This is a genomic window from Martelella mediterranea DSM 17316 (assembly GCF_002043005.1).
Classification (GTDB): domain Bacteria; phylum Pseudomonadota; class Alphaproteobacteria; order Rhizobiales; family Rhizobiaceae; genus Martelella; species Martelella mediterranea.
On sequence record NZ_CP020330.1, the window covers coordinates 3,000,485 to 3,021,402 of the forward strand.

The 20,918-nt window shown below is 62.1% G+C and carries 24 protein-coding genes and 1 other RNA gene; 18 read left to right on the forward strand and 7 right to left on the reverse strand.

Annotated elements, in window-relative coordinates:
- The first annotated feature begins 33 nt into the window (after positions 1-33).
- The 6 genes from Mame_RS14015 to cobU all read left to right on the forward strand — a co-directional run bounded on the left by Mame_RS14015 (position 34) and on the right by cobU (position 4,796).
- A complete protein-coding gene (locus tag Mame_RS14015; RefSeq protein WP_018063106.1) occupies positions 34-990 on the forward strand; it encodes an NAD(P)-dependent oxidoreductase in 957 nt (318 codons plus the stop codon).
- 4 nt (positions 991-994) lie between these two features.
- Entirely contained in the window at positions 995-1,384 is a 390-nt protein-coding gene (locus Mame_RS14020) for a cupin domain-containing protein (protein ID WP_018063107.1), read from the forward strand.
- 104 nt (positions 1,385-1,488) lie between these two features.
- Complete coding sequence (locus Mame_RS14025) at positions 1,489-2,178, forward strand: GntR family transcriptional regulator (protein ID WP_026173188.1); 690 nt, start codon at positions 1,489-1,491, stop codon at positions 2,176-2,178.
- Positions 2,179-2,316: 138 nt separating this feature from the next.
- Positions 2,317-2,748 (forward strand): hypothetical protein, encoded by a 432-nt coding sequence (locus Mame_RS14030; RefSeq protein WP_018063109.1) that lies wholly within the window; start codon positions 2,317-2,319, stop codon positions 2,746-2,748.
- Positions 2,749-3,058: 310 nt separating this feature from the next.
- A complete protein-coding gene (locus tag Mame_RS14035) occupies positions 3,059-4,060 on the forward strand; it encodes a glycine betaine ABC transporter substrate-binding protein (RefSeq protein ID WP_018063110.1) in 1,002 nt (333 codons plus the stop codon).
- Between the two features lie 211 nt (positions 4,061-4,271).
- Positions 4,272-4,796, forward strand: a complete 525-nt coding sequence (gene cobU, locus Mame_RS14040) for a bifunctional adenosylcobinamide kinase/adenosylcobinamide-phosphate guanylyltransferase (RefSeq protein WP_018063111.1) — start codon at positions 4,272-4,274, stop codon at positions 4,794-4,796.
- On the opposite strand, the gene Mame_RS14045 is transcribed toward cobU, so the two are convergent.
- Positions 4,780-5,571, reverse strand: a complete 792-nt coding sequence (locus Mame_RS14045) for a TSUP family transporter (RefSeq protein WP_026173189.1) — start codon at positions 5,569-5,571, stop codon at positions 4,780-4,782. The two genes, cobU and Mame_RS14045, sit on opposite strands and share 17 nt — an antisense overlap.
- A gap of 129 nt (positions 5,572-5,700) precedes the next feature.
- On the opposite strand from Mame_RS14045, the gene Mame_RS14050 reads away from it, so the two are divergent.
- Both Mame_RS14050 and Mame_RS14055 read left to right on the forward strand, forming a co-directional pair.
- Positions 5,701-6,651, forward strand: coding sequence for a nucleoside hydrolase (locus Mame_RS14050; protein ID WP_026173190.1), 951 nt, complete (start codon positions 5,701-5,703; stop codon positions 6,649-6,651).
- A 116-nt stretch (positions 6,652-6,767) separates the two neighbouring features.
- Positions 6,768-7,220 carry a L,D-transpeptidase gene (locus tag Mame_RS14055; RefSeq protein WP_026173191.1) on the forward strand — a complete coding sequence of 151 codons (453 nt, stop codon included), beginning with the start codon at positions 6,768-6,770 and terminating at the stop codon, positions 7,218-7,220.
- A gap of 9 nt (positions 7,221-7,229) precedes the next feature.
- Here Mame_RS14055 and Mame_RS14060 read toward each other — a convergent pair whose 3' ends face one another.
- The gene (locus Mame_RS14060; RefSeq protein WP_018063115.1) at positions 7,230-7,961 is read right to left on the reverse strand and encodes a Crp/Fnr family transcriptional regulator; all 732 of its coding nucleotides are present in this window, start codon (positions 7,959-7,961) and stop codon (positions 7,230-7,232) included.
- A gap of 194 nt (positions 7,962-8,155) precedes the next feature.
- Here Mame_RS14060 and hemN point away from each other — a divergent pair, with 194 nt between their 5' ends.
- From hemN to Mame_RS14095, 7 genes are all read left to right on the forward strand, one after another.
- Entirely contained in the window at positions 8,156-9,508 is a 1,353-nt protein-coding gene (gene hemN / locus Mame_RS14065; RefSeq protein ID WP_033409397.1) for an oxygen-independent coproporphyrinogen III oxidase, read from the forward strand.
- Between the two features lie 110 nt (positions 9,509-9,618).
- Positions 9,619-9,906 carry an acyl carrier protein gene (locus Mame_RS14070; RefSeq protein ID WP_085986543.1) on the forward strand — a complete coding sequence of 96 codons (288 nt, stop codon included), beginning with the start codon at positions 9,619-9,621 and terminating at the stop codon, positions 9,904-9,906.
- A gap of 77 nt (positions 9,907-9,983) precedes the next feature.
- Positions 9,984-10,469 (forward strand): 3-hydroxyacyl-ACP dehydratase FabZ family protein, encoded by a 486-nt coding sequence (locus Mame_RS14075; protein ID WP_018063118.1) that lies wholly within the window; start codon positions 9,984-9,986, stop codon positions 10,467-10,469.
- Between the two features lies 1 nt (position 10,470).
- Positions 10,471-11,673, forward strand: a complete 1,203-nt coding sequence (locus tag Mame_RS14080; protein ID WP_018063119.1) for a beta-ketoacyl-ACP synthase — start codon at positions 10,471-10,473, stop codon at positions 11,671-11,673.
- A 15-nt stretch (positions 11,674-11,688) separates the two neighbouring features.
- Complete coding sequence (locus Mame_RS14085) at positions 11,689-12,969, forward strand: beta-ketoacyl-ACP synthase (RefSeq protein ID WP_018063120.1); 1,281 nt, start codon at positions 11,689-11,691, stop codon at positions 12,967-12,969.
- Between the two features lie 65 nt (positions 12,970-13,034).
- The gene (locus Mame_RS14090) at positions 13,035-14,066 is read left to right on the forward strand and encodes a zinc-binding dehydrogenase (RefSeq protein ID WP_018063121.1); all 1,032 of its coding nucleotides are present in this window, start codon (positions 13,035-13,037) and stop codon (positions 14,064-14,066) included.
- Positions 14,067-14,151: 85 nt separating this feature from the next.
- Positions 14,152-15,081, forward strand: coding sequence for a lipid A biosynthesis lauroyl acyltransferase (locus tag Mame_RS14095; RefSeq protein WP_018063122.1), 930 nt, complete (start codon positions 14,152-14,154; stop codon positions 15,079-15,081).
- Positions 15,082-15,086: 5 nt separating this feature from the next.
- On the opposite strand, the gene Mame_RS14100 is transcribed toward Mame_RS14095, so the two are convergent.
- The gene (locus Mame_RS14100) at positions 15,087-15,530 is read right to left on the reverse strand and encodes a hemerythrin domain-containing protein (RefSeq protein ID WP_018063123.1); all 444 of its coding nucleotides are present in this window, start codon (positions 15,528-15,530) and stop codon (positions 15,087-15,089) included.
- 267 nt (positions 15,531-15,797) lie between these two features.
- On the opposite strand from Mame_RS14100, the gene glmU reads away from it, so the two are divergent.
- The 3 genes from glmU to Mame_RS14115 are packed head-to-tail and all read left to right on the forward strand — an operon-like array spanning position 15,798 to position 19,493.
- Positions 15,798-17,165 carry a bifunctional UDP-N-acetylglucosamine diphosphorylase/glucosamine-1-phosphate N-acetyltransferase GlmU gene (glmU, locus tag Mame_RS14105; protein WP_018063124.1) on the forward strand — a complete coding sequence of 456 codons (1,368 nt, stop codon included), beginning with the start codon at positions 15,798-15,800 and terminating at the stop codon, positions 17,163-17,165.
- Between the two features lie 4 nt (positions 17,166-17,169).
- Positions 17,170-18,996: a glutamine--fructose-6-phosphate transaminase (isomerizing) gene (glmS, locus tag Mame_RS14110; protein WP_026173193.1), complete on the forward strand. Its 1,827-nt coding sequence runs from the start codon at positions 17,170-17,172 to the stop codon at positions 18,994-18,996.
- Complete coding sequence (locus Mame_RS14115; RefSeq protein WP_018063126.1) at positions 18,993-19,493, forward strand: GNAT family N-acetyltransferase; 501 nt, start codon at positions 18,993-18,995, stop codon at positions 19,491-19,493. The genes glmS and Mame_RS14115 overlap by 4 nt, the downstream gene beginning before the upstream one ends.
- Before the next feature lie 25 nt (positions 19,494-19,518).
- Here Mame_RS14115 and Mame_RS14120 read toward each other — a convergent pair whose 3' ends face one another.
- The 4 genes from Mame_RS14120 to ssrA form a co-directional block, all read right to left on the reverse strand.
- Entirely contained in the window at positions 19,519-19,731 is a 213-nt protein-coding gene (locus Mame_RS14120) for a ribbon-helix-helix domain-containing protein (RefSeq protein ID WP_018063127.1), read from the reverse strand.
- Positions 19,728-19,922, reverse strand: a complete 195-nt coding sequence (locus tag Mame_RS14125) for a DUF4169 family protein (protein WP_018063128.1) — start codon at positions 19,920-19,922, stop codon at positions 19,728-19,730. Before Mame_RS14125 ends, Mame_RS14120 begins: the two co-directional genes overlap by 4 nt.
- Before the next feature lie 7 nt (positions 19,923-19,929).
- Complete coding sequence (locus tag Mame_RS14130) at positions 19,930-20,406, reverse strand: SspB family protein (RefSeq protein WP_018063129.1); 477 nt, start codon at positions 20,404-20,406, stop codon at positions 19,930-19,932.
- Positions 20,407-20,504: 98 nt separating this feature from the next.
- Positions 20,505-20,863, reverse strand: a transfer-messenger RNA (tmRNA) gene (ssrA, locus tag Mame_RS14135).
- Positions 20,864-20,918: the final 55 nt, after the last annotated feature.

The following is a 20,918-nucleotide window of genomic DNA, read 5'->3' on the forward strand; positions in this document are numbered from 1 at the left end:
GTTTTCGCGTCACTCTTTCATCGGCACGGAACGATGGCCGGTGCGGTCGTCGCGCATTTTGAAAACGGTAGGTTCAGCAAGGGTCGCTACATTATGGCAATCGATACGGTAGGGTTTATCGGACTTGGAAACATGGGCGGGCGGATGACCCGCTGCATCGTGGCGGGCGGGGTCAAGGTGCTCGGGTTCGATATGGACGAGACCGCCGCCGACCGTTTCGGCGCGACGCGGGCCTCCTCTGCCAGCGAGATCATGGAACAGGCCGACATCGTTTTTCTTTCCCTGCCCGACAGCACGGTGATCGAGAAGGTCGTGGAAGGCGAGGGCGGCTTGCTGGATAACGTCCGTCCTGGACAGATCGTCGCCGACATGAGCACCGCGTCTGCGGCCTCCACCCGGGGGATCGCGGCGAAATTTGCCGAGAAGGGGGCTTTTTATGTCGACGCCGGCATTTCCGGCGGCGCGGTTGCGGCGGAAAAGGCCGCGCTGACGCTGATGGTCGGGGGCGATGCTGGCGCGATCGCGCGGCTTGAGCCGGTCTTCGCGTTGATCGCCAAAAAGGTCATCCTCATGGGCGAAAGCGGCGCGGGCCACACCGCCAAGCTGTTGAACAATTTTCTCAATGCCGTCAGCCTGTCCGCCACGGCGGAAGTGATGGTCGCCGGCAAGAAGGCCGGTCTCGATCTCCATCGCCTGCTCGAGGTGCTGAACGCCAGCAGCGGCGTCAACTTCGCCACGCTGAACCGCTTCCCGAAGATCGTCGACGGTGATTACCTTGAGGGCGGGCTGACCTCCAAACTGATGACCAAGGATGTGTTGCTCTATTGCGACCTGCTGCACGAGCTCGGCGTTTCCTCGCTGAACGCATCCGGGCCGATGGCAAGCTTCGGGCTTGCAACCGCGCTCGGCTATGGCGATGTCATCAGCAACCGCGTCGTCGATGCCATCGGCGATATTTCAGGCAAAGTTCGTCTCCACGAGAAGGATTGAAGATATGAAGGTTTTCCATGGCCGGCAGACCGGCGCTCCATCGGAAGTGAAATCGGATACTTTCACCGGGACGGTTCACGCCGATCCCGTGATGCCACCAACGGATGGCGTCGTCATCAACAACGTGTTCTTTTCGCCCGGCGCGCGCACCTATTGGCATACTCATGAAACCGGTCAGGTCCTGACCGTCATTGCCGGCAAGGGCTGGGTCTGCAAGGAAGGCGAGGCTGCCCAGGAACTCAAGGCCGGAGATACCGTCTGGATCGCTACCGGTGAAAAGCACTGGCACGGCGCGGCCGCCGACAGCTATCTGCTGCACACCGCCATCTCGATCGGCAGGACCGACTGGCTGGAGGAGGTCGGCGAGACCGACTATCAGGCCGCCGGGAAGTAGCGTTTTCGCCAACGGGCGAGAGTGGCGTGTGCGGCGGAAAGCTTGTTGCGCAGCGGTGTTTCGTGTTAATGGCGGATAGTCATAATGTAATACGGGAAGGCTTGATGAGCTCACGTGGGACAGCGCTGCAACCGGACACTTTGCGTCGACAGATTGAGAACGCCGTCCGTCAGGCAATCACCTCCGGCCGGTACAAGCCGGGAGCGCGCCTTGTGGAGCGGGAGCTTTGCGAAGAGCTCGGCGTGAGTCGCACATCGCTGCGTGAAGCCCTGCGCAAGCTGGAAGCCGAAAAGCTGCTCGAGATCGTTCCCCACAAGGGACCCGTCGTCGCCGTCATTTCGCTGGAAGAGGCGAAGGAGCTATACGCCCTGCGCGGGGTGCTGGAAGGCTTCGCGGCGCGGGAATTCGCGCTCAACGGCTCCGATGAAGCCATACGGCAATTTTCGAAGGGCGCCGAGGCGCTTCGCGAGCACGCTCTCTCCGGCGACAAGGCGGAGGTGCTGGAAGCCAAGAGCCGGCTCTACAACATCATGCTCGGCAATTGCGGCAACAACCTCGCCCGCGAGGTGCTGCAAAGCCTGTTTTCCCGGATCAACATCCTGCGCGCCACCTCGCTGATGCATCCCGCGCGAATCGACGAAAGCCTTGCCGAGATCGACGCGCTTGCGGCCGCGCTGGAAAAGCGCGATGCGGAGGAAGCTGCGCGAATTGCGTCTCTGCATGTGCAGAACGCCTGCGTCGTCGCCCTTCAACTGTTGAAGGAGCAACGTGACGAGGCGGCCGCCGAAGCCTAGAGTCGGTCGCCGTCATTGTTATCGAACACCAGCGCTCACAAACCGCGCCGCAAATTTGCGGCGCTCGCGTTCTGCTGCCTTGTTTGAGGCGCATTCGCGCGGAAGATGTATTCAGCCCTGAAACGAGTGAGGTGATTCATGCAGGCGGCGTTGATTGCGATGACGATTTTCGGCTGTGATGACAGCCTGAACCAGTGCAGCTATATCGATATGGCCGAAACGCGCTACGCCACCGTCCAGGCCTGCGACAGCGAGATTGAAAACAGGCTCTCGGTCTATGAGGACAGCGGTTTTCCGACGATCATCGCCGTCTGCCGGGAGCCGGGCGAGCTCGTCAATGCCGCGCTCGGGCGAAACCCGGATGCCGCCTTGCCCTTGTCCGCGTCCGTGCCCGAAACGAAAGTTGCCGAGACGCCGCCCGAAGCGCCGGGTCGCCTTCAGCGCCTGACAAGAGGGTCGATGGCCGCGCTGATGGGTATCGTGCCGACGCGCCAGCAGCTCACCAACGCCTTTACGGCGCCGCTGCATGTGGTGACAGACAGCTATTCCTGGGTGGTGAAGAAAATCTAGAGCCGAAGCTCGGCTCGACGCGGCGGTTGCATACGCAATACCTGAAACGGCACTCCCGGAAACGCGAAACTGATAAAGCCGGGAGGACATTTGCCGCGCAACCGTCCGCTGACACCCGTTCTAGCGGCAGAACGTTACTGGTTGGTTAGCGTTTCCGAATAAAGGCGGAAACCGGTCTGATTTCACCGCAAAAGCCGCGTCTTGCGGTTTGTTATTTTAGCGCGGCAGACGTATTCTTGACCGAGTTGGGCGGTAGTGCCCTCTGGCGGCAGCAGTCCGCCGAATGTGGTTACCGGAGGAGGCAACAACAATGAAGTCCTGTGTCGTCGCGTTGTCACTGGCCTCGGCCGTTGCCTTGTTTTCCGGAGCCGCCGCAGCCGAGACCGACTGTCGCGATCTGACGATCGCCGAGTTGAACTGGCCCTCGGCCGGGCTTGCGGCCTGGGTCGACAAGCTGATCATGGAAACTGGCTACGGCTGCACGGTGACGCTTGTCGAGGGCGACACCAACAGCGCCGTCGCTTCGATCGCGAAAGACGGCAAGCCTGAAGTCGTGCCGGAGTTCTGGTTCGAAAGCATGTCGCCGGCGCTTGAGGAGGCGGTCGCCGACAAGCGCGTGGCCTTCGGGGCGGCGTTGCTGAACGAAGGCGGGGTGCAGGGCTGGTGGATGCCGAAATATATCCTCGACGCCAATCCCGGCATGACAACCGTTCAGCAGGCTTTGCAGCATCCGGAACTTTTCATGCCGGCCGAGGAGGGCGGCAAGCCGGCGGTGTTCAACTGTCCAGAGGGCTGGGCCTGTCGCGCCTCGACCGAAAACCTGTTCCGCGCGCTCGATGCGGAAGCGGCCGGCTTCGCGCTCCACGATGTGAAGGACGCCGCCGCCCTCGACGAATCGATCATCGAGGCCTTCGAGAACAAGGAAGGGTGGCTGGGCTATTACTGGGCGCCAACGGCCCTTCTCGGCAATCATCCGATGGTCAAGCTCAGCTTCGGCGTCGAGTTCAGCAAGGAGGAATGGGACAATTGCACCATCGTGCCGGATTGCCCGGCCCCCAAGCTCAACACCTATCCGGTCTCAGCCGTCTACACGCTGATCTCGGGCGATTTCGTCGATGAAAATCCCGAACTGATGAACTATTTCAATACGCGCTCCTGGAGCAACGGCACGGTAAGCGAAGTGCTGGCCTGGATGGATGAGGAGGAAGCCGGCAATGAGGCCGGCGCGCGGCATTTCCTCGCCAAATATCCCGATGTCTGGAAGGCCTGGCTGCCGGAGGACATCGCCGAAAAGGTCGCCGACACGATCTGACCGGCGACGGTTATTGCACTGCCGACCCGTCGCCGCTATCATCGCGGCGTGCCGGCAGGGCCGCAGTCGGGGATGGTCCCCGTTCGGTCATCGTGACCGTGGCGATCAACACAGCGGACGCCTCCATGAACTACGAATCGTCCGCTTTCGCCAAACTGCCGCCCGCCGGCGCCTTCTCCTTCCGAGCAAACAGCCGAGCGGGCGCGGCCGGATGAACGCTGCCTGCCTCGTTCTCGGCGGCGCGCGCTCTGGCAAGTCCCGTCATGCCGAAATGCTGGCCCGCCGGCATGGTGGAAGCCTGCATTATATCGCGACCGCCGAAAACAGAGACGACGCCGAGATGGCGGCGCGGATCGCGTGGCACAGGGCTGATCGCGGCAGCGACTGGATTACCCATGAAACGCCATTCGCGCTTGTCGAATGTCTCGAAGCTCTGGAGCGGGAGAATGCGCCCGTGGTGGTGCTCGACTGCCTGACGCTGTGGCTCAGCAACCTGCTGCTGGCGGAGCGCGACATCGAGGCCGAAGGCGCGCGGCTTGCCGATTTCGTCGGGCGCTGTCCCTACCGGCTGATCGTAGTCAGCAATGAGGTGGGGCTCTCGATCGTGCCGGACAACGCGCTTGCGCGGCGCTTTCGCGATGCCGCCGGTATTTTGAACCAGCGCATCGCGGCGGTCTCGGCGGAGGTGGTGTTCATGGCGGCTGGCCTGCCGCTTCACCTTAAAACTGCATCATAAGCCATTGATAGGTCGGGTTCTTCTCATCCAGGAACACTTTGACGGCCATTGCCATGCAGGACAGCACCAGCAGCGGGCGGATGATTTTCGCGCCATTCTTCATGGCGAGATTGGAGCCGGTGCGGGCGCCCAGAAACTGGCCGAGGCCCATGACCAGCCCGACCTTCCACAGGATCGCGCCGCCGAACATGAACACCGCGAAAGCGCCGATATTGGTCGACAGGTTGAGGAATTTGGTGTGGGCGGTGGCCTTCAGCATGCCGAAGCCGCCGAGCGTGACGAAGGCGATCATGAAGAACGATCCGGTTCCGGGGCCGAACAGGCCATCGTAAAAGCCGATCGCGGGCACGACCAGCGCGGCGAAGAGCGGGGTGGAGAGCCGCTTCTCGCGGTCGCTGTCATCAAGCCCGGTGCGCAGCGCGAAATAAAGCCCGATCGCGACCAGCAGGAAGGGGAGCGCCGCGCGCAGCGCATCGCCGGAAATCAGCGTGGCGACCAGCGCGCCAAGCGCGCCGCCGGCAATCGCGATCAGCGCCATCGGCCATTGCCGCAACGGCTCCACCCGGCCGGCGCGGGCATAGGAGATCGTGGCGGAAGCCGCGCCGAACATGCCCTGCAGCTTGTTGGTGCCAAGCGCTTGCAGCGGCGGCACGCCGGAAATCAGAAGCACAGGTATGGTGATGAGGCCGCCGCCGCCTGCGATCGAATCGACGAAGCCCGCGATATAGGCGGCCGCGAACAGGATCAGCAACAGTTCGATACTGGCTTCAAACACGAAAACATCCTTTGCAGGGCCATCGCCGCGCGGACCTGCGGCGTTTCCTTTTTTCTCCGGATCGTGTAGGGCCTTTCTCGATCCGGCGCAAACGCCGTTACCATATTTCCGAGAACAGGATGCGCTTTCATGCACAAGGTAATTTTCGACACGGACCCCGGTATTGACGATGCCATGGCTCTGCTCTTCCTGGAGCGCCATCCCGATATCGAACTCCTCGGCATAACCTCTGTTTTCGGCAACGCCTCCGCCGATACGACCACGCGCAACGCGCAGTTTCTGAAGCGCGAATTCGGCATAAAGGCCCCGGTCGCCCGCGGCGCGGACGTGACCTTCGATCCGGGCCGGCCGATGGCCTCGTGGCCGACATTCGTGCATGGCGTCAACGGGCTCGGCGATATCGATGTGCCGGAGACGATCGAAGATGTGCCGCTCGATCCGCGTCCGGCCTTCCAGTTCATCATCGACACGGTGCGCGAACATCCCGGCGAGGTCGAGATCGTTGCCGTCGGCCGGATGACCAACCTCGCCATGGCGCTGGCGCGCGATCCGGAAATCGCCGGCCTCGTCAAGCAGGTCGTCGTTATGGGCGGCGCCTTCGACACCAACGGCAATGTGACGCCGGCCGCGGAAGCCAATATCCACGGCGACCCGGAGGCGGCCGATGTCGTTTTCACCGCGCCGTGGAAGGTTGTGATTATCGGCCTCGACGTCACGCTCCAGACCGTGATGACCCGCACGATGATGAAGGATCTGGCCCTGCGGGGCGGCCCGGCGGTGGAACTGCTCGCCAGGATTTCCGACCCCTATATCGATTTCTACAGCCAACAGGTCGAGGAGGGCATGGTGGTGCATGACAGCTGCGCCTGCGCCTATGTGGTGGCGCCAGAGCTCTTCGGCCTCAGGTCTGGCTCCGTGCGCGTGGTCTGCGGCGGCGTTGCCGATGGTCTGACGTTGCAGAAGCCCGCAGGCCGGGCGTTCGGCCCGAGCCCGTGGGACGACAAGACCGAGCAGAAGGTGGCGATGACCATCGAGGCGGAGAAGGTCGTCGACCTGATCGCCGCCACGCTCGCGCCCTGACGCAGGAACAGACCGGTCTTGTGCCGGTTGTGTTTACCTTAAAATCAGTATCGCGTTGATAGTAACCCCCGCTGCACATATCGTTCATTAGAAACATATGTGTGTCGGGGGTGGATATGCGTAACATACTGTTGGCGTTACTGGTGTTGCTTGGCGCGGCGTCGGCTGCGAATGCCGCCCGCAAATCCGGCGACGAGATTTTCGATCCAGGCAAGGTGGTGGCGGCCGTCAGCCTGACGACCCAGACCATGAAGGTCATCATTGGCGGCCATGAGCGCTATGAATGGCCGGTCTCGACCGGGGCAGGGGGCTATTCGACGCCGCGCGGCATATATGGCGCGGAATGGCTGTCGAAGAACCACCGCTCGCGCAAATACAACAATGCGCCGATGCCCTACGCGATCTTCTTTCATCACGGCTATGCCGTGCACGGCACGGACCAGTTGGCGCGGCTTGGCCGTCCCGCCTCGCATGGCTGTGTGCGCCTTCACCCGGACAATGCGGCGCTGCTGTTCGAACTCGCGCAGACGATGGGGCTGGAAAACGTAACGGTGGTGATCGGCGACTGATATCGAGAATCAGTCGTTGCCGGCGGCCGCGCTCAGCCTGTCGATATCCGGCACGCTGACATGGCGGTTGTTTTCGACGATGATGATCTTCTCATTGCGCAGCTTGGTCATCTGGCGGCTGACCGTTTCGATGGTCAGCCCGAGAAAATCGGCGATGTCGGCGCGCGACAGCGGCAGGTCGAAGGTGAAGCCATCATCGGCAAGCGGGTCGATATGGGTGGCAATCAGATACAGAAATGAGGCGACCTTTTCGCGCGCGCTCTTGCGGCCAAGCGTGAGCATCCAGTCGCGGGCTTCATCGAGTTCCTTCAGCGACTGGTTGTAAAGCTTGTGCTCGAGTTCAGGCGACTGCTCGATCATCCGTTCCAGCGCGGCGCGCGGGAAGGCGCATATTTCCGTTTCCGTCGCCGCTTCGGCGGTCAGCGCACTCTCGTGCGAAAACGGGCGACCCATGAAATCGGGCGCGAACTGCAGGCCGACGATCTGCTGGCGGCCATCGGCCATCATCTTGGAAAGCTTCACCACGCCGCGCAGGATGTTGGAATAACTGCCGACGCTTTCGCCCTGCCCGACAACTTCCGCTCCGCCCTCGATCGTCCGGCGCGAAGAATGCTTGTTGAGCTGCACCAGTTGCTCGTGCGTCAGGACAGAACAGATGCCGCCATGCCGCGACTCGCACGCACGGCATACGTGCGGAACAATGTCGTCGCCCTCATAGGATCTATGGGTGTTGTCGGTCATAGCGTGTTCTCGATTCGCCGTGGCGCGGAACCACCTGAATTCAACTCTGCGATGTCGAACGATATGTCTTCGTGCCCGCCACAACTGCATTCGTTCGTACACAGCTACTCTGCAACCAAACTTGATCAAAGTCAAAGCTGCGACCGCCCCAAGGGGCTATCCCGTTCGCATTATCAGTCAGGAAGGGGCGCGTCATGACGTCGCAACAACAATTGTTGGCCAGGTTTTCGGAGCCGGTTCCGCGTTACACCAGCTACCCGACGGCCCCGCATTTCCATGACGGGGTGGATCCGACAACGGCGAGACAATGGGTTACGGCGCTTGGCGCCGGCCAGACGCTCTCGCTTTACGTGCATGTTCCCTATTGCGACCGGCTTTGCTGGTTTTGCGCCTGTCACACCAAGCACACCCTCAAATACGAGCCCGTCGCGGCCTATCTCGAAAGCCTGAAGTGCGAAATAGAGACCATGGGGCGATTGGTGTCGCCCGATGTAATCGTGACCGGCCTGCATTGGGGCGGCGGCTCGCCGACCATGCTGAAGCCCGAGGACATGCATCGCCTGATGGGCTGGCTACGGGCCGCCTTCACGTTCGCCGAGAATGCCGAGATCAGCGTCGAGATGGATCCGAACGATCTTGACGAGGCACGCTATGATGCGCTGGCCGAAATTGGGGTGACGCGGGCAAGCCTCGGCGTTCAGGACTTCGACCCCAAGGTGCAGAAGACCATCAACCGCCTGCAGACCTTCGAACAGACGGCCGAGGTGATCGCGGCGATGCGCAAGCGGGGCGTGAGGTCCGTCAATTGCGACCTGCTCTACGGCCTGCCGTATCAGACGCTCGATACGATGGCGAAGACCGTCGCCGATATCATCAGCCTGAAACCCGACCGGATTGCGCTGTTCGGCTATGCCCATGTGCCGTGGATGAAGAAGCATCAGGCGCTGATTCCCGAGGATGCGCTTCCGGATGCGGAGGAACGTTTCCGCCAGATGTCGCTGGCGGCCGAGATGCTTGCCGAGGCCGGCTATGAGCCGATTGGCATCGATCATTTCGCGCTTGCCGGTGACACGCTTGCCAAGGCGGCCCGCACCGGCAGGCTGCGGCGCAATTTCCAGGGCTACACCGATGAAAGCGCCGATGCGCTGATCGGGCTTGGCGCTTCGTCGATCAGCCAGTTGCCTGAGGGCTACTGGCAGAACATGCCGGCGACCGGTGAATATCGACGCATGGTCGAAAGCGGCGATCTGGCGGTGGTTCGCGGCGTTGCTCTTCAGCCGGAGGATCGCGCGCGCGCCTTCGTGATCGAGAGAATCATGTGCGCCTATGGCTTTTCCGCCTGCGAGCTGAAAGCGCGATTCGATGCCGGAACGGACGAAATCATCGCCGAGGCCCAAGCCTATGCCCGCGAAAATCCTGAGGTCTGTGACTATGACCGGTTCGGATTTCGGCTGAAAAATGAGGCTTTTCCGTTCGCGCGCTCTGTTGCTGCGGTTTTCGATACCTATCTTGGGCGCGGCAAGGGTCGCCATTCGGCGGCCGTCTGAGTTATACCAAGGGTATTACAATCGAAAAATTGCCCTCGTGCAACCTGTGGCCATTGGCTTTTCGCCAATCATTGCCTATGAGGAGGGCACACTTGAAAGATGAAGAGGTAATAGGCGTGAGCGCTACATTTGATAAAGTTGCCGATATCATCGCGGAAACGAGCGAAATCGACCGCGACCAGATTACGCCGGAAAGCAATACGATCGACGATCTCGGCATCGACAGCCTCGATTTCCTCGATATCGTCTTTGCGATCGACAAGGAATTCGGTATCAAGATCCCGCTCGAAAAGTGGACGCAGGACGTCAACGAGGGCAAGGTCGATGCGGACGAGTACTTCATTTTGAAGAATCTCTGCGCCAAGATCGACGAGCTGAGAGCGGCAAAGCAGTCTTAAGGGCGGTCGGCTTTATGACCGGCATCTCAGCCCGCCTGGCTTCGCTGCGGAACTGATGCAGGGGCTGAAAGCATTCAATGCTGCTTGAATATTTCCAGATGATTGATCGGATCGTGTCGGCGGATATCAACGCCGGGACGATCGTCGCGCGTTCCACGGTTCCGGAGAAAAGCCCGGTATTCGAGGGGCATTTTCCGGGCATGCCGCTCGTTCCGGGCGTGCTTTTGATCGAAACCATGGCGCAGGCATCCGGCATGCTGCTGCTCGGCATCAATGACTGCACGGCGATGCCGTTCCTGATGATGGTCGACAGCGCCAAGCTGCGCGGCTTCGTCGCGCCCAATGCGGTGCTCGATATCGAAGCGCAACTGGAGCACGAGGGCTCTGGCTTTGCCGTTACCAAGGCGAAGATCGCGTCCGGCGGAAAGCCGATCGCGAGCGCCCAGCTCAAATTCCGCACGATGTCGTTCGATGACAATGAACTAGCGCCGCTCGTGAAGCGGCGCGCCGAGGAAGTCGGCCTGTTTGCGGCAATCGCCGGGCAGGCCGCGGAGAGGTCCTGACATGGCGAAATCCTCCAATGATGTGGTCGTGACCGGTATTGGTCTGGTCACGAGTTTCGGCGTCGGCATCGAGCCCCACGTCGCGATGCTCACCGGCGGCCAACCTGAAGTCCGGATCGATTCCGAGGTGTGCGCGCCTTATCCGGTCCATCCGCTGCCGGAAATCGACTGGAAGGACCAGATCCCCAAGCGCGGCGACCAGCGCCAGATGGAAAACTGGCAGCGCCTCGGCGTCTATGCCGCAGGCCTCGCGCTCGACGATGCGGGCATGAAAGAAAACGAAGAGCTTTGCGCGACGATGGACATGATCGTCGCGGCCGGCGGCGGCGAGCGCGATATCGCCGTCGACAGCCTGATCGTCAACGAGGCGCGCCAGCGCAATGATCGCGAGATCCTGCTGAACGAGAAGCTGACCACCGAACTGCGTCCGACGCTGTTTCTGGCCCAGCTCGCCAATCTGGTTGCCGGCAATATTTCCATCGTGCACAAGGTTGCCGGCTCCTCGCGCACCTTCATGGGCGAGGAAGCGGCGGGCATTTCCGCCGTCGCGACCGCTTACGCGCGCATTCTGGCTGGCCAGTCGAGCCATACGCTGGTGGGCGGCTCATTCGTCGCCGAACGCCGCGATATCCTGCTGATGATGGAATCGGTGCACGCGCTTTCGCGCGGAGACTGGGCCCCGCTCTGGGACCGGCCTGCGAATGAAGACGGCGGCATGATCATGGGCACGGTCGGCGCCTTCGTGGTGCTGGAATCGCGCGAACATGCCGAAGCCCGCGGCGCGCATATCTATGCAGTACTTTCCGGCGTCGAAGGCGATCGCGGCAAGCGCGACGACGGCCGTTTCGAACAGCGGCTCGAGCGGTTGTTCAAGGATGCCGGGTTTACGGGCGCGTCCAACGAGGCGATCCTTTCCGGCGCGACCGGCCTCACCGACATCACGATGCGCGAGGCCGCTTTCGTGAAAGAACATTTCCCGTCAGCGCCGCTACGCGGTTATACCGGTGTCACCGGCCATGCCATGGAAGCGAATTTCACGCTCGGGATCGCGCTCGCAGCCTTGGCGCTCGACAAACAGGCCGTGCTTCCCGTCTTCAATTCCGGTGGCGAGCAGCCGATGTCGGCCCCGGCGGAAAAGATCGCGGTAACCACTGTCGGCCATCAGCGCGGCGAGGGCGTCGCCGTGCTCTCGGCCGAGAAATAAGGAAGGACCGGACAGATGAGCAATGCCTATACAGATCATCTCGGTCGCCCGCTCGTCGCCGTCACCGGCATGGGCGTGGTGACCTCGCTCGGTCGCGGCCTTGAGGACAACTGGAAGAAGTTGACGGAAGGCGTGTCGGGGATCCATCAGATCTCGCGGTTTCCGACCGAGCATCTTTCCACCCGCATTGCCGGCACGGTGGATTTCATTCCGTCGGAAGACAATGCCGTCTCGCGGTCCTATGCCTTCGCCGAGGCGACCATCGAGGAGGCGCTTGCCGCAGCCGGCCTTTCCGGCGATTTCGATGCGCCGCTGTTTCTGGCGGCCCCGCCGGTGGAGCCCGAATGGTCGATGCGTTTCGCGCTGACCGATCGCTCCGGTCCGCCTGTGGAAGACAATGACGCCTATGTCCGCTTCCTCGCCGCGATGCGCGAGAAGGGCGATCCCGCGTTTCACGAAGCGGTGCTGTTCGGCTCGATCTCGGAGCGGATCGCCGACAAGTTCGGCACGCGCGGCCTGCCGGTGACGACATCGACGGCCTGCGCCTCGGGCGCGACCGCGATCCAGCTCGGCGTCGAGGCGATCCGCCAGGGCCGCACGGAGCGCGCCATGACGGTTGCCACCGACGGTTCCGTCAGCGCTGAATCGCTGGTGCGCTTCTCGCTGCTGTCGGCGCTTTCCACCCAGAACGACCCGCCGGAGAAGGCCTCCAAGCCCTTCAGCAAGGATCGCGATGGCTTCGTGATCGCCGAGGGCGCGGCAACGCTGATCCTCGAATCGCTCGCCTCCGCCGTCGCCCGTGGCGCGAAGGTCTACGGCATCGTGCGCGGCTGCGGCGAAAAGGCCGACCATTTCCATCGCACCCGGTCCTCGCCCGATGGCGCGCCGGCGATCGCGACCGTGCGCGCGGCGCTGGAAGATGCGGGCCTCGATATCGACGGCATCGACTATATCAACGCCCATGGCACTTCGACGCCGGAAAACGACAAGATGGAATATTCCTCGCTCAACGCCGTCTTCGGCGAGCGGCTGAAATCGATACCGCTTTCGTCCAACAAGTCGATGATCGGCCATACGCTGACAGCGGCAGGGGCCGTCGAGGCGGTGTTCTCGTTCCAGTCGATGCAGACCGGCGTGTTGCCGCCGACCATCAACCATGTCAATCCTGATCCGACGATCGAGCTCGATGTGGTGCCGAATGTGAAGCGATCGGCGAATGTCGCGTCCGTGTTGTCCAATTCGTTCGGATTCGGCGGCCAGAATGCCTGCCTGGTGATGACGCGAGAACCGGCGTGAGCCTGTTCTTTTGACAGTCTAGTTTAGTTAGTAGATCTAACATATTGAATATGAAGGAATGACCCATGCGCGCCTTGCAGCTGACCGATGACCGCAAGATCGAATTGCGCGACGTGGCCGAGCCCGACGCGCCGGCGCCCGGCGAGGTGACGCTGCGTTTGAAGGCGGTCGCGCTCAACCATATCGATGTCTGGGGCTGGCGCGGCATGGCGTTCGCCAAGCGCAAGCTGCCGCTGACGATCGGCGCGGAAGCCTCGGGCGTGGTCGAGGCGATCGGCGCAGGGGTATCGAACGTGCTGCCCGGCGATCTGGTGGCGATCTATGGCGCGCGCATCTGCGGGCGCTGCAAGGCCTGTCGCGAGGGCCGTGACAATCTGTGCGAACATGTCGGCGGTGTTCACGGCTTTCATCTCGACGGCTTCGCGCAGGAGAAGATCAACATCCCCGCCCGCCAGCTCGTGGCAGCCCCCCCCGGTGTGGACACGATCGGGGCGGCCCTTGCGCCCGTCACCTTTGGCACCGTTGAGCATATGCTGTTCGATAACGCCAAGCTCCAGCCGGGCGAGACGATACTGGTCCATGCCGGCGGCTCTGGCATCGGCTCGGCGGCGATCCAGCTTGCCAAGAAGACGGGCTGCACCGTGATCACCACGGTGGGCTCGGAAGACAAGATGGAAAAGGCCCGCGAACTCGGCGCCGATCATGTCATCAACTATCGCGAGGACCGGTTTGAGGGCGTGGTGCGCAAGCTCACGAAGAAGAAGGGCGTCGACGTCGTGTTCGAACATGTCGGCGCCGATACATGGGCGGGCTCGATGCTGGCGATGAAGCGGGGCGGCCGGCTGGTCACCTGCGGTTCGACCTCGGGCGTTTCCACCAACATCAACCTGATGATGCTGTTCCAGCAGCAGCTCAAGCTGCTCGGTTCGTTCGGTTGCCGCATGGAAAACATGGCAAACGCCATGCAGAAGATGGCGCAGGGCGTGGTGCATCCGGTGATCGATACGCTGGTAGACTTCGACGGCATCGACAAGGCGCTGGAGCGCATGGAAACGCGTCAGGTCTTTGGCAAGATCGTGCTCAAGGTCGAGGGTTGATCGCGACTTGGCTTCAGCGACTTTCGCCGATAAAAGACGGACGCGCGGCATTTGCGCCGCAAAGTTCTAATATGGGCCCGATCCGTTGAAATCCTTCATAACCCGCGTCGTTCTGAAAGCCCGCCAGTTCCAGCAATGGCTGGTGGCCTATCTGATTTTCGCGCTGCTTTCGGTGCTCAAGCTGTTTCCGGCGGATGGTTCGATCCGCTTTGCCGATTGGGTGATGCGCAGAATCGGACCCCATACCGGCCGCCACAAGCTGATTCTCGAAAACCTGCGGAAGGCTTTGCCGGAAAAGGATGAGTCCGAGATCGAGCGCATCGCGATTGCAAGCTGGGGCCATATCGGACGACTGGCCGCGGAATATGTGTTTCTCGACGAGTTGTTTGACTTTGATCCGGAGGCCGACAGCCATGGCCGGATCGAGGTTGAGGGTGTGGAGCGGTTTCTGACGCTGCTCGATCGCGATCGGCCGTTCATCGTGTTCACCGCCCATACCGGCAATTTCGAGTTGCTGCCGGTCGCCGCGGCGTCCTTCAACCTCCATGTCTCGGTGCTGTTCCGCCCGCCGAACAACCCCTATATCGCCAAGAAGGTGTTCCGTTTCCGGCGCAAGCGCATGGGCGATCTGGTGCCGTCCCATGCGGGATCGGCCTTCGCGCTGGCGGGAACGCTTGATCAGGGCGGCGGCGTCGGCGTGCTGGTGGACCAGAAGTTCAAGCGCGGCACGCACTCGACCTTCTTCGGGCAGGAGGTGCAGACCAACCCGCTGCTCGGCAAGCTTGCCCGCCAGTTCGACTGTGCGATCTATCCCGCGCGCTGCATCCGCCTGCCGAACAACCGCTTCCGTCTGGTGCTGGAAGACGAAATCACGCTGCCGCGCAATGAAAAAGGCGCGATCGATATACCGGCGACCGCCCAGGTGCTAAACGACAAGGTTGAAAGCTGGGTGCGGGAATATCCCGAGCAGTGGCTCTGGTATCACGATCGCTGGAACCGACGTAAACGGGGATAGCGGCTTTACGACTTCGTGGCTTGCAGACTTTCGAGAAAGTCCTTTTCGAACACGATATGCCGGCGCAACGTCGTGAAAAGGCCGCGCAGCAGATAGCCGGTTGCCTCGGTATTGACCTCTTCACCCCGGGCGAGCCGTCCCAGCGCCTCGCTTGCCTCCTCGGCGAAGCACAGATCCTCGAAATGCTCCTGATGAAGCCGGTCGAACATGGCCGCCGCCCCACCTTTGCGGCGCAATGGCGGAAACACCTGTCTTTCCTCGCGTTGCTGGGCGAGCTTCAACAGGGGCATCAAGGTCTCGGACAGACATTGGCAACTGTGCCGGTCGATATTGCCGGGCAGCGAATCGGCCACCGCCTCCAGCGCATCGCAGAGCCCTGAAATCGTGCCATGTGTCGATGAGAGCGCCGAGAACGGCGCCAGGTTTTTGACCAGCATATGCTTGTTCACAACTGTTTCCCGGGTGCAGTCATTCGGCCTTCCGCGCGACCGTTCTGCCGCTATTAGAGTTTAATGCCTCTCGCGCTTCATTGACCTGGGTCAAGACGGCTTCCAGGACGTGGCGGTGTTCGTCGCGGGGCAGGGGCGGCGCGCGGCGAAAAATGTGTCGCATGGCGGATCCGCACATAAAAATTATTCACATTTTTTGAATAGGTCTCGGTCAGGATTCGGCTACAAGCGATATCTTATAGACCGGCGAAAACGGAAGGGGATTTCATGTCACGCAGCGCACTGGCAATCGTTCTGGCGGCGGGCGATGGAACGCGGATGAAATCATCCAGGACCAAGATGCTGCATGAGGTCGCCGGCCGTGCGATGGCGGCGCATGTGGTGGACACGGTTTCCCGTTCCGGCGTCGATGCGGTGGCGCTGGTTGTCGGCCGCGATGGCGAAAAGGTTGCTGAAGCTTGCGCTCTGCCCGGCGTGGCGCTGGAGACCTATGAGCAGCGCGAACGGCTTGGCACCGCCCATGCCGTGCTTGCAGCCCGTCCGGCGCTGGAACGCGGTTATGACGACGTGATCGTGACCTATGGCGACACGCCGCTGGTGACGGGGGAGACGCTCGCCACCGCGCGGGCGGCGCTCGAAGCGGGCGACGACGTCGTGGTGATCGGCTTTGAGACCGACGAGCCGACAGGCTATGGCCGGCTCCTGACCCGCGACGGCGCGCTCTATGCCATCCGTGAGGAAAAGGACGCCAGCGACGAGGAGCGCAAGGTTACGCTCTGCAACAGCGGGTTGATGGCGTTCAACGGCAGGCGCGCGCTCGAGCTCCTCGACGCGATCGGCAACGGCAATGCCAAGGGTGAATACTATCTGACCGACATCGTCGAGGCGGCGCTGGCCAAGGGTGGTCGCGCCGGCGTGGTGATGGCAGACGCGGATGAGGTGCTCGGCTGCAACAACCGCGCCGAGCTTGCCGAACTGGAGCGGATCTGGCAGGCCCGCCGTCGCCGCGAACTGATGCTTGACGGCGTCACGATGATCGCGCCTGAGACCGTCTTCCTCTGCCACGACACCGTGATCGGCCGCGATTGCCTGATCGAGCCCAATGTTTTCTTCGGCCCCGGCGTCGAGATTGCGGACAATGTCACGATCCACGCCTATAGTCACATCGAGGGCGCGAAGGTTGCGGCTGGCAGCAAGGTCGGGCCGTTCGCGCGGCTGAGGCCGGGCGCTGTGCTGCACGAGGATGCCAAGGTCGGCAATTTCTGCGAGGTGAAGAACGGCGATATCGGCGTGGGCGCCAAGGTCAACCACCTGACCTATATCGGCGATGCCAGCGTCGGCGCGCGCGCCAATATCGGCGCGGGCACGATCACCTGCAATTATGACGGGGTCAACAAGTTCAGGACGGAGATCGGGGCGGACAGTTTCATCGGCTCCAATTCGTCGCTGGTGGCGCCCGTGCGCATCGGCAACCACGCCTATGTCGGGTCCGGCAGCGTGGTGACGCGCGATGTGCCGGACAATGCGCTTGCGCTTGCGCGCGGACGCCAGGAAAACAAGGAAGGGCGTGCCGAAATGCTGCGCGCCCGCTCGCTGGCCATCAAGGCGGCGCGCAAGAAGGACGGGGGCAAGTGACCATATGTGCGGAATAGTGGGGATCGTTGGCGTTCGGCCGGTGGCCGGTCGTCTTGTCGATGCTTTGAAGCGGCTTGAATATCGCGGCTATGATTCGGCAGGCATTGCCGTGATCGAGGAGAGCGAACTGGTGCGCCGCCGCGCGCCGGGAAAGCTCGAAAACCTGCGGATCTGCCTGGCCGATGATCCGGTCGACGGCGTCACCGGCATTGCCCATACCCGCTGGGCCACGCATGGCGTTCCCAACGAGGCCAATGCCCATCCCCATATCGCCGGCGATGTCGCCGTCGTTCACAACGGCATCATCGAGAATTTCGCGGAGCTGCGCGCCGAGCTGACGGCCAAGGGCGTGAGTTTTTCGAGCGATACCGACACCGAAGTGGTTGCCCGGCTCCTGGACGATTACCGCAGCAACGGCATGGCCCCGCGCGATGCGGTGCTGGCGATGCTGCAGAGGGTCAGCGGCGCGTTCGCGCTGGTCATCCTGTTCAAGGACCGGCCGGATACGCTGTTCGTCGCCCGCTACGGCCCGCCGCTCGCCATCGGTCACGGCGAGGACGAGATGTATGTCGGTTCCGATGCGATCGCGCTTGCGCCGCTTGCGACCGGGATTTCCTATCTGGAAGACGGCGACATGGCGATCATTGATCGCGACGGCGCGGTGTTTTGCGATTTTGCCGGCGAGCCGGTGCGCCGCCAGCGCCAGCCGCTGCAATTGTCCGCGATGCTGATCGACAAGGGCAATCACCGTCACTTCATGGAAAAGGAGATTTTCGATCAGCCGGAAGTGATCTCGCATACGCTCGGCCGCTATTGCGATTTCGCCGCGGAAAGATCGGCGGTCGCCGATGACGGCATCGATTTCTCGAAAATCTCACGTCTCACCATCGCCGCCTGCGGCACGGCCTACCTTTCCGGCCTGATCGGCAAGTACTGGATCGAGCGCTATGCCCGCCTTCCGGTGGAGATCGACGTCGCCTCGGAGTTCCGCTATCGCGAATTGCCGATATCGGATGACACGCTTGCGCTGTTCATCTCGCAGTCCGGCGAAACCGCCGATACGCTGGCGTCGCTGCGCTATTGCAAGGAGCAGGGCGCGAAGACCGGCGCGCTCGTCAATGTTACCGGCTCGACCATCGCGCGCGAGGCCGATGCGGTGTTCCCGATCCTGGCGGGGCCGGAAATTTCGGTGGCATCGACGAAGGCATTCACCTGCCAGCTTGCGCTGATGGCATCGCTTGCGCTGCGCGCCGGGCGCGAACGCGGCACGCTGTCTCCGGCGGACGAAAAGGAGCTGGTGCACGCGCTTTCGGAAGTGCCGCGACTGATGAGCCAGGTGCTGCATGCCGTGCAGCCGCAGATCGAAAAGCTCTCCCGCGAACTCTCGCATTTCCATCACGTTCTCTATCTCGGCCGCGGCACCAGCTTCCCGCTGGCGATGGAAGGCGCGCTCAAGCTCAAGGAAATCACCTATATCCACGCCGAGGGCTATGCCGCAGGCGAGCTGAAGCACGGGCCGATCGCGCTGATCGACGAAAATATGCCGGTGATCGTGATCGCGCCCCATGACCGGTTCTTCGAAAAGACGGTGTCCAACATGCAGGAAGTCGCCGCGCGCGACGGCAAGATCGTCTTCATCACCGATGAGAGCGGCGCGCGGGCTTCCGAGTTGAAAACCATGCAGACCATCGTGCTGCCGGACATGCCGGAATTCATCGCGCCGATGGTGTTCTCGCTGCCGATCCAGCTTCTGGCCTATCATACCGCGGTGTTCATGGGCACGGATGCCGACCAACCGCGCAATCTCGCCAAGGCGGTGACCGTGGAATGATCATCCGCCGGGAACGCCTGGATGATGTGGCCGCGATCTACAGGCTGGTGGCCGCCGCCTTCGCGGGCATGCCCTACAGCGATGGCAGCGAGGCCGACATCATCCGCCGGCTGCGCAGGGCGGGCGCCCTGTCGCTGGCGCTGGTGGCGGAGGAGGAGGGGCGGCCCGTCGGCCATATCGCGTTCTCGCCGGTCGGTATCTCGGATGGGACGGATGGCTGGTTCGGCCTCGGGCCGCTGGCCGTCGATCCCGTATTCCAGCGCCGGGAGATCGGCACCTCGCTGGTGCTCGGCGGGCTGGAGCTCCTGAAGGACGAAGGCGCGCGCGGCGTTGTGGTGCTGGGCGCGCCCCAATTCTACCAGCGCTTCGGCTTCCGCCACGAGCCGGCGCTGACGCTGGAGGGGGCTCCGCCGGACCATTTCATGGCGCTCGATTTCGATGGCCACGTTCCAAGGGGCAAAATCGCCTATCACCGGGCGTTTTACGGCGAGGTCTGACGGCGCTTTAGGCAGCGGCTCGGTTTCAGCGTCTCGCCTTTACCTCGGCAAGCACGAAAAGCCGGATTGCGGATGACAGGTTGATCTCGCCATCCCTCGCGTCGTCGATTTCTGCGATAAGGGCAGCGAGGCTGAGATCGCGGGCGTCCGCGATTCGGGTCAGTTCCGTGTAAAAATCATCTTCCAGGGAAAAGCTGGTGCGGTGGCCGTGAAGGCTGACGGAGTGCTTGCGGATCACGCCTCGTCGCCGCCGCGCTCGCGCCGCCCCTGATCGAACCGGCGCTCAGCCTTGTCGCGCTCAAGCTTCTCGCGTTGCTTCTCGCCCTTGGTGAGGCCGTGAAGCGCGCGATTTTCAGCGGCTTTCTGCTCGGATTTGCGGCGTTCGTTGCGTTTGCGCTGCTGCCGCAGATTGACGATCTCGGCGCACATCGAACGTTCAGTGCTTCTTGCGGAAGGCGTCGAGCGAGACAACGGAGGCGCCGTCATCGCCGCCGGGGCCGTCGTCGCCGTCATTCATCGGCGGATCGGTCGGCGTCTCGTCCTCGACATCGAGGGTCGCGACGTCGAACTCGAGCTCGAAGTTCACCGAAGGATCGTAGAAGCCGACGATGGCGTTGAAAGGAATGACGAGGCGCTCCGGCACGTCGGAGAAGGACAGGCCGATCTCGAACAGCGCGTCTGTCACTTTCAGGTCCCAGAACTGGTGCTGGATGACGATGGTCATCTGCTGGGCGTATTTTTCCTTCAGCGCCGGCGAGATTTTCACGCCCGGCGCGCCGGTCAGGAAGGTGATGAAGAAATGATGTTCGCCGGGCAGGTGGCCGGTTGCGGCCACTTCGGCCAGAACCTTGCGGATCATGCCCCGCAATGCATCCTGCGCCAAAACGTCGTAGCGAATATGGTCCTGCCCCATCAAATCTTCCTGCCTCTCGCCCGGTTGCTGCGTTCCCCACAGCCATAAGTCGGCTTTTCGGAAATCGCAATCATTATAGGGGATTTTGTTCAAAATCAGGTGGAGGCTTCTGTTGCCAGGTGCCTCCGGACCCCGCCTTACGGTGCTACCCGCAAGGACTTGATTTGGGTTTCTGGAACCGCCATTAGGCAGCTACAGCGTAACCCTGAGCTTTGTTGTCATTTGCAACTACTCGTTTGACCCGATAACGGTGGTATCATGCCGGGTAAAAGGTCAATCTTTACACTCTTGTCGATCCTGTTTCGCCCCCATCAAAATCAGGCCTTTCCGCCTGATCATGGTGGAGGCGCCGGGTACCGCCCCCGGGTCCAATGAGCTTATTGCATTGCCGTTTATCACCATAGCCGGTCAAGCCGGCAGACCTGATATAAGTGTTTCAAAAGCTTCTGGAAAGGGGCGGGGACAGAGAAATTCCGGTCCCGGGCCCGCTGCCGCCGCATTCCGGTGGGCAA

Excerpts from the sequence above, each read along its gene's own strand:
- glmS (WP_026173193.1), top strand. The coding sequence starts at position 17,170 with ATGTGCGGAATAGTGGGGATCGTTGGCGTTCGGCCGGTGGCCGGTCGT.
- Mame_RS14080 (WP_018063119.1), top strand. The coding sequence starts at position 10,471 with ATGGCGAAATCCTCCAATGATGTGGTCGTGACCGGTATTGGTCTGGTC.
- hemN (WP_033409397.1), top strand. The coding sequence starts at position 8,156 with ATGACGTCGCAACAACAATTGTTGGCCAGGTTTTCGGAGCCGGTTCCG.
- Mame_RS14025 (WP_026173188.1), top strand. The coding sequence starts at position 1,489 with ATGAGCTCACGTGGGACAGCGCTGCAACCGGACACTTTGCGTCGACAG.
- Mame_RS14075 (WP_018063118.1), top strand. The coding sequence starts at position 9,984 with ATGCTGCTTGAATATTTCCAGATGATTGATCGGATCGTGTCGGCGGAT.
- Mame_RS14130 (WP_018063129.1), bottom strand. The coding sequence starts at position 20,406 with ATGGGGCAGGACCATATTCGCTACGACGTTTTGGCGCAGGATGCATTG.
- Mame_RS14060 (WP_018063115.1), bottom strand. The coding sequence starts at position 7,961 with ATGACCGACAACACCCATAGATCCTATGAGGGCGACGACATTGTTCCG.
- glmU (WP_018063124.1), top strand. The coding sequence starts at position 15,798 with ATGTCACGCAGCGCACTGGCAATCGTTCTGGCGGCGGGCGATGGAACG.
- Mame_RS14115 (WP_018063126.1), top strand. The coding sequence starts at position 18,993 with ATGATCATCCGCCGGGAACGCCTGGATGATGTGGCCGCGATCTACAGG.
- Mame_RS14090 (WP_018063121.1), top strand. The coding sequence starts at position 13,035 with ATGCGCGCCTTGCAGCTGACCGATGACCGCAAGATCGAATTGCGCGAC.
- Mame_RS14050 (WP_026173190.1), top strand. The coding sequence starts at position 5,701 with ATGCACAAGGTAATTTTCGACACGGACCCCGGTATTGACGATGCCATG.
- Mame_RS14030 (WP_018063109.1), top strand. The coding sequence starts at position 2,317 with ATGCAGGCGGCGTTGATTGCGATGACGATTTTCGGCTGTGATGACAGC.
- Mame_RS14085 (WP_018063120.1), top strand. The coding sequence starts at position 11,689 with ATGAGCAATGCCTATACAGATCATCTCGGTCGCCCGCTCGTCGCCGTC.
- Mame_RS14125 (WP_018063128.1), bottom strand. The coding sequence starts at position 19,922 with ATGTGCGCCGAGATCGTCAATCTGCGGCAGCAGCGCAAACGCAACGAA.
- cobU (WP_018063111.1), top strand. The coding sequence starts at position 4,272 with ATGAACGCTGCCTGCCTCGTTCTCGGCGGCGCGCGCTCTGGCAAGTCC.
- Mame_RS14035 (WP_018063110.1), top strand. The coding sequence starts at position 3,059 with ATGAAGTCCTGTGTCGTCGCGTTGTCACTGGCCTCGGCCGTTGCCTTG.
- Mame_RS14020 (WP_018063107.1), top strand. The coding sequence starts at position 995 with ATGAAGGTTTTCCATGGCCGGCAGACCGGCGCTCCATCGGAAGTGAAA.
- Mame_RS14015 (WP_018063106.1), top strand. The coding sequence starts at position 34 with ATGGCCGGTGCGGTCGTCGCGCATTTTGAAAACGGTAGGTTCAGCAAG.
- Mame_RS14055 (WP_026173191.1), top strand. The coding sequence starts at position 6,768 with ATGCGTAACATACTGTTGGCGTTACTGGTGTTGCTTGGCGCGGCGTCG.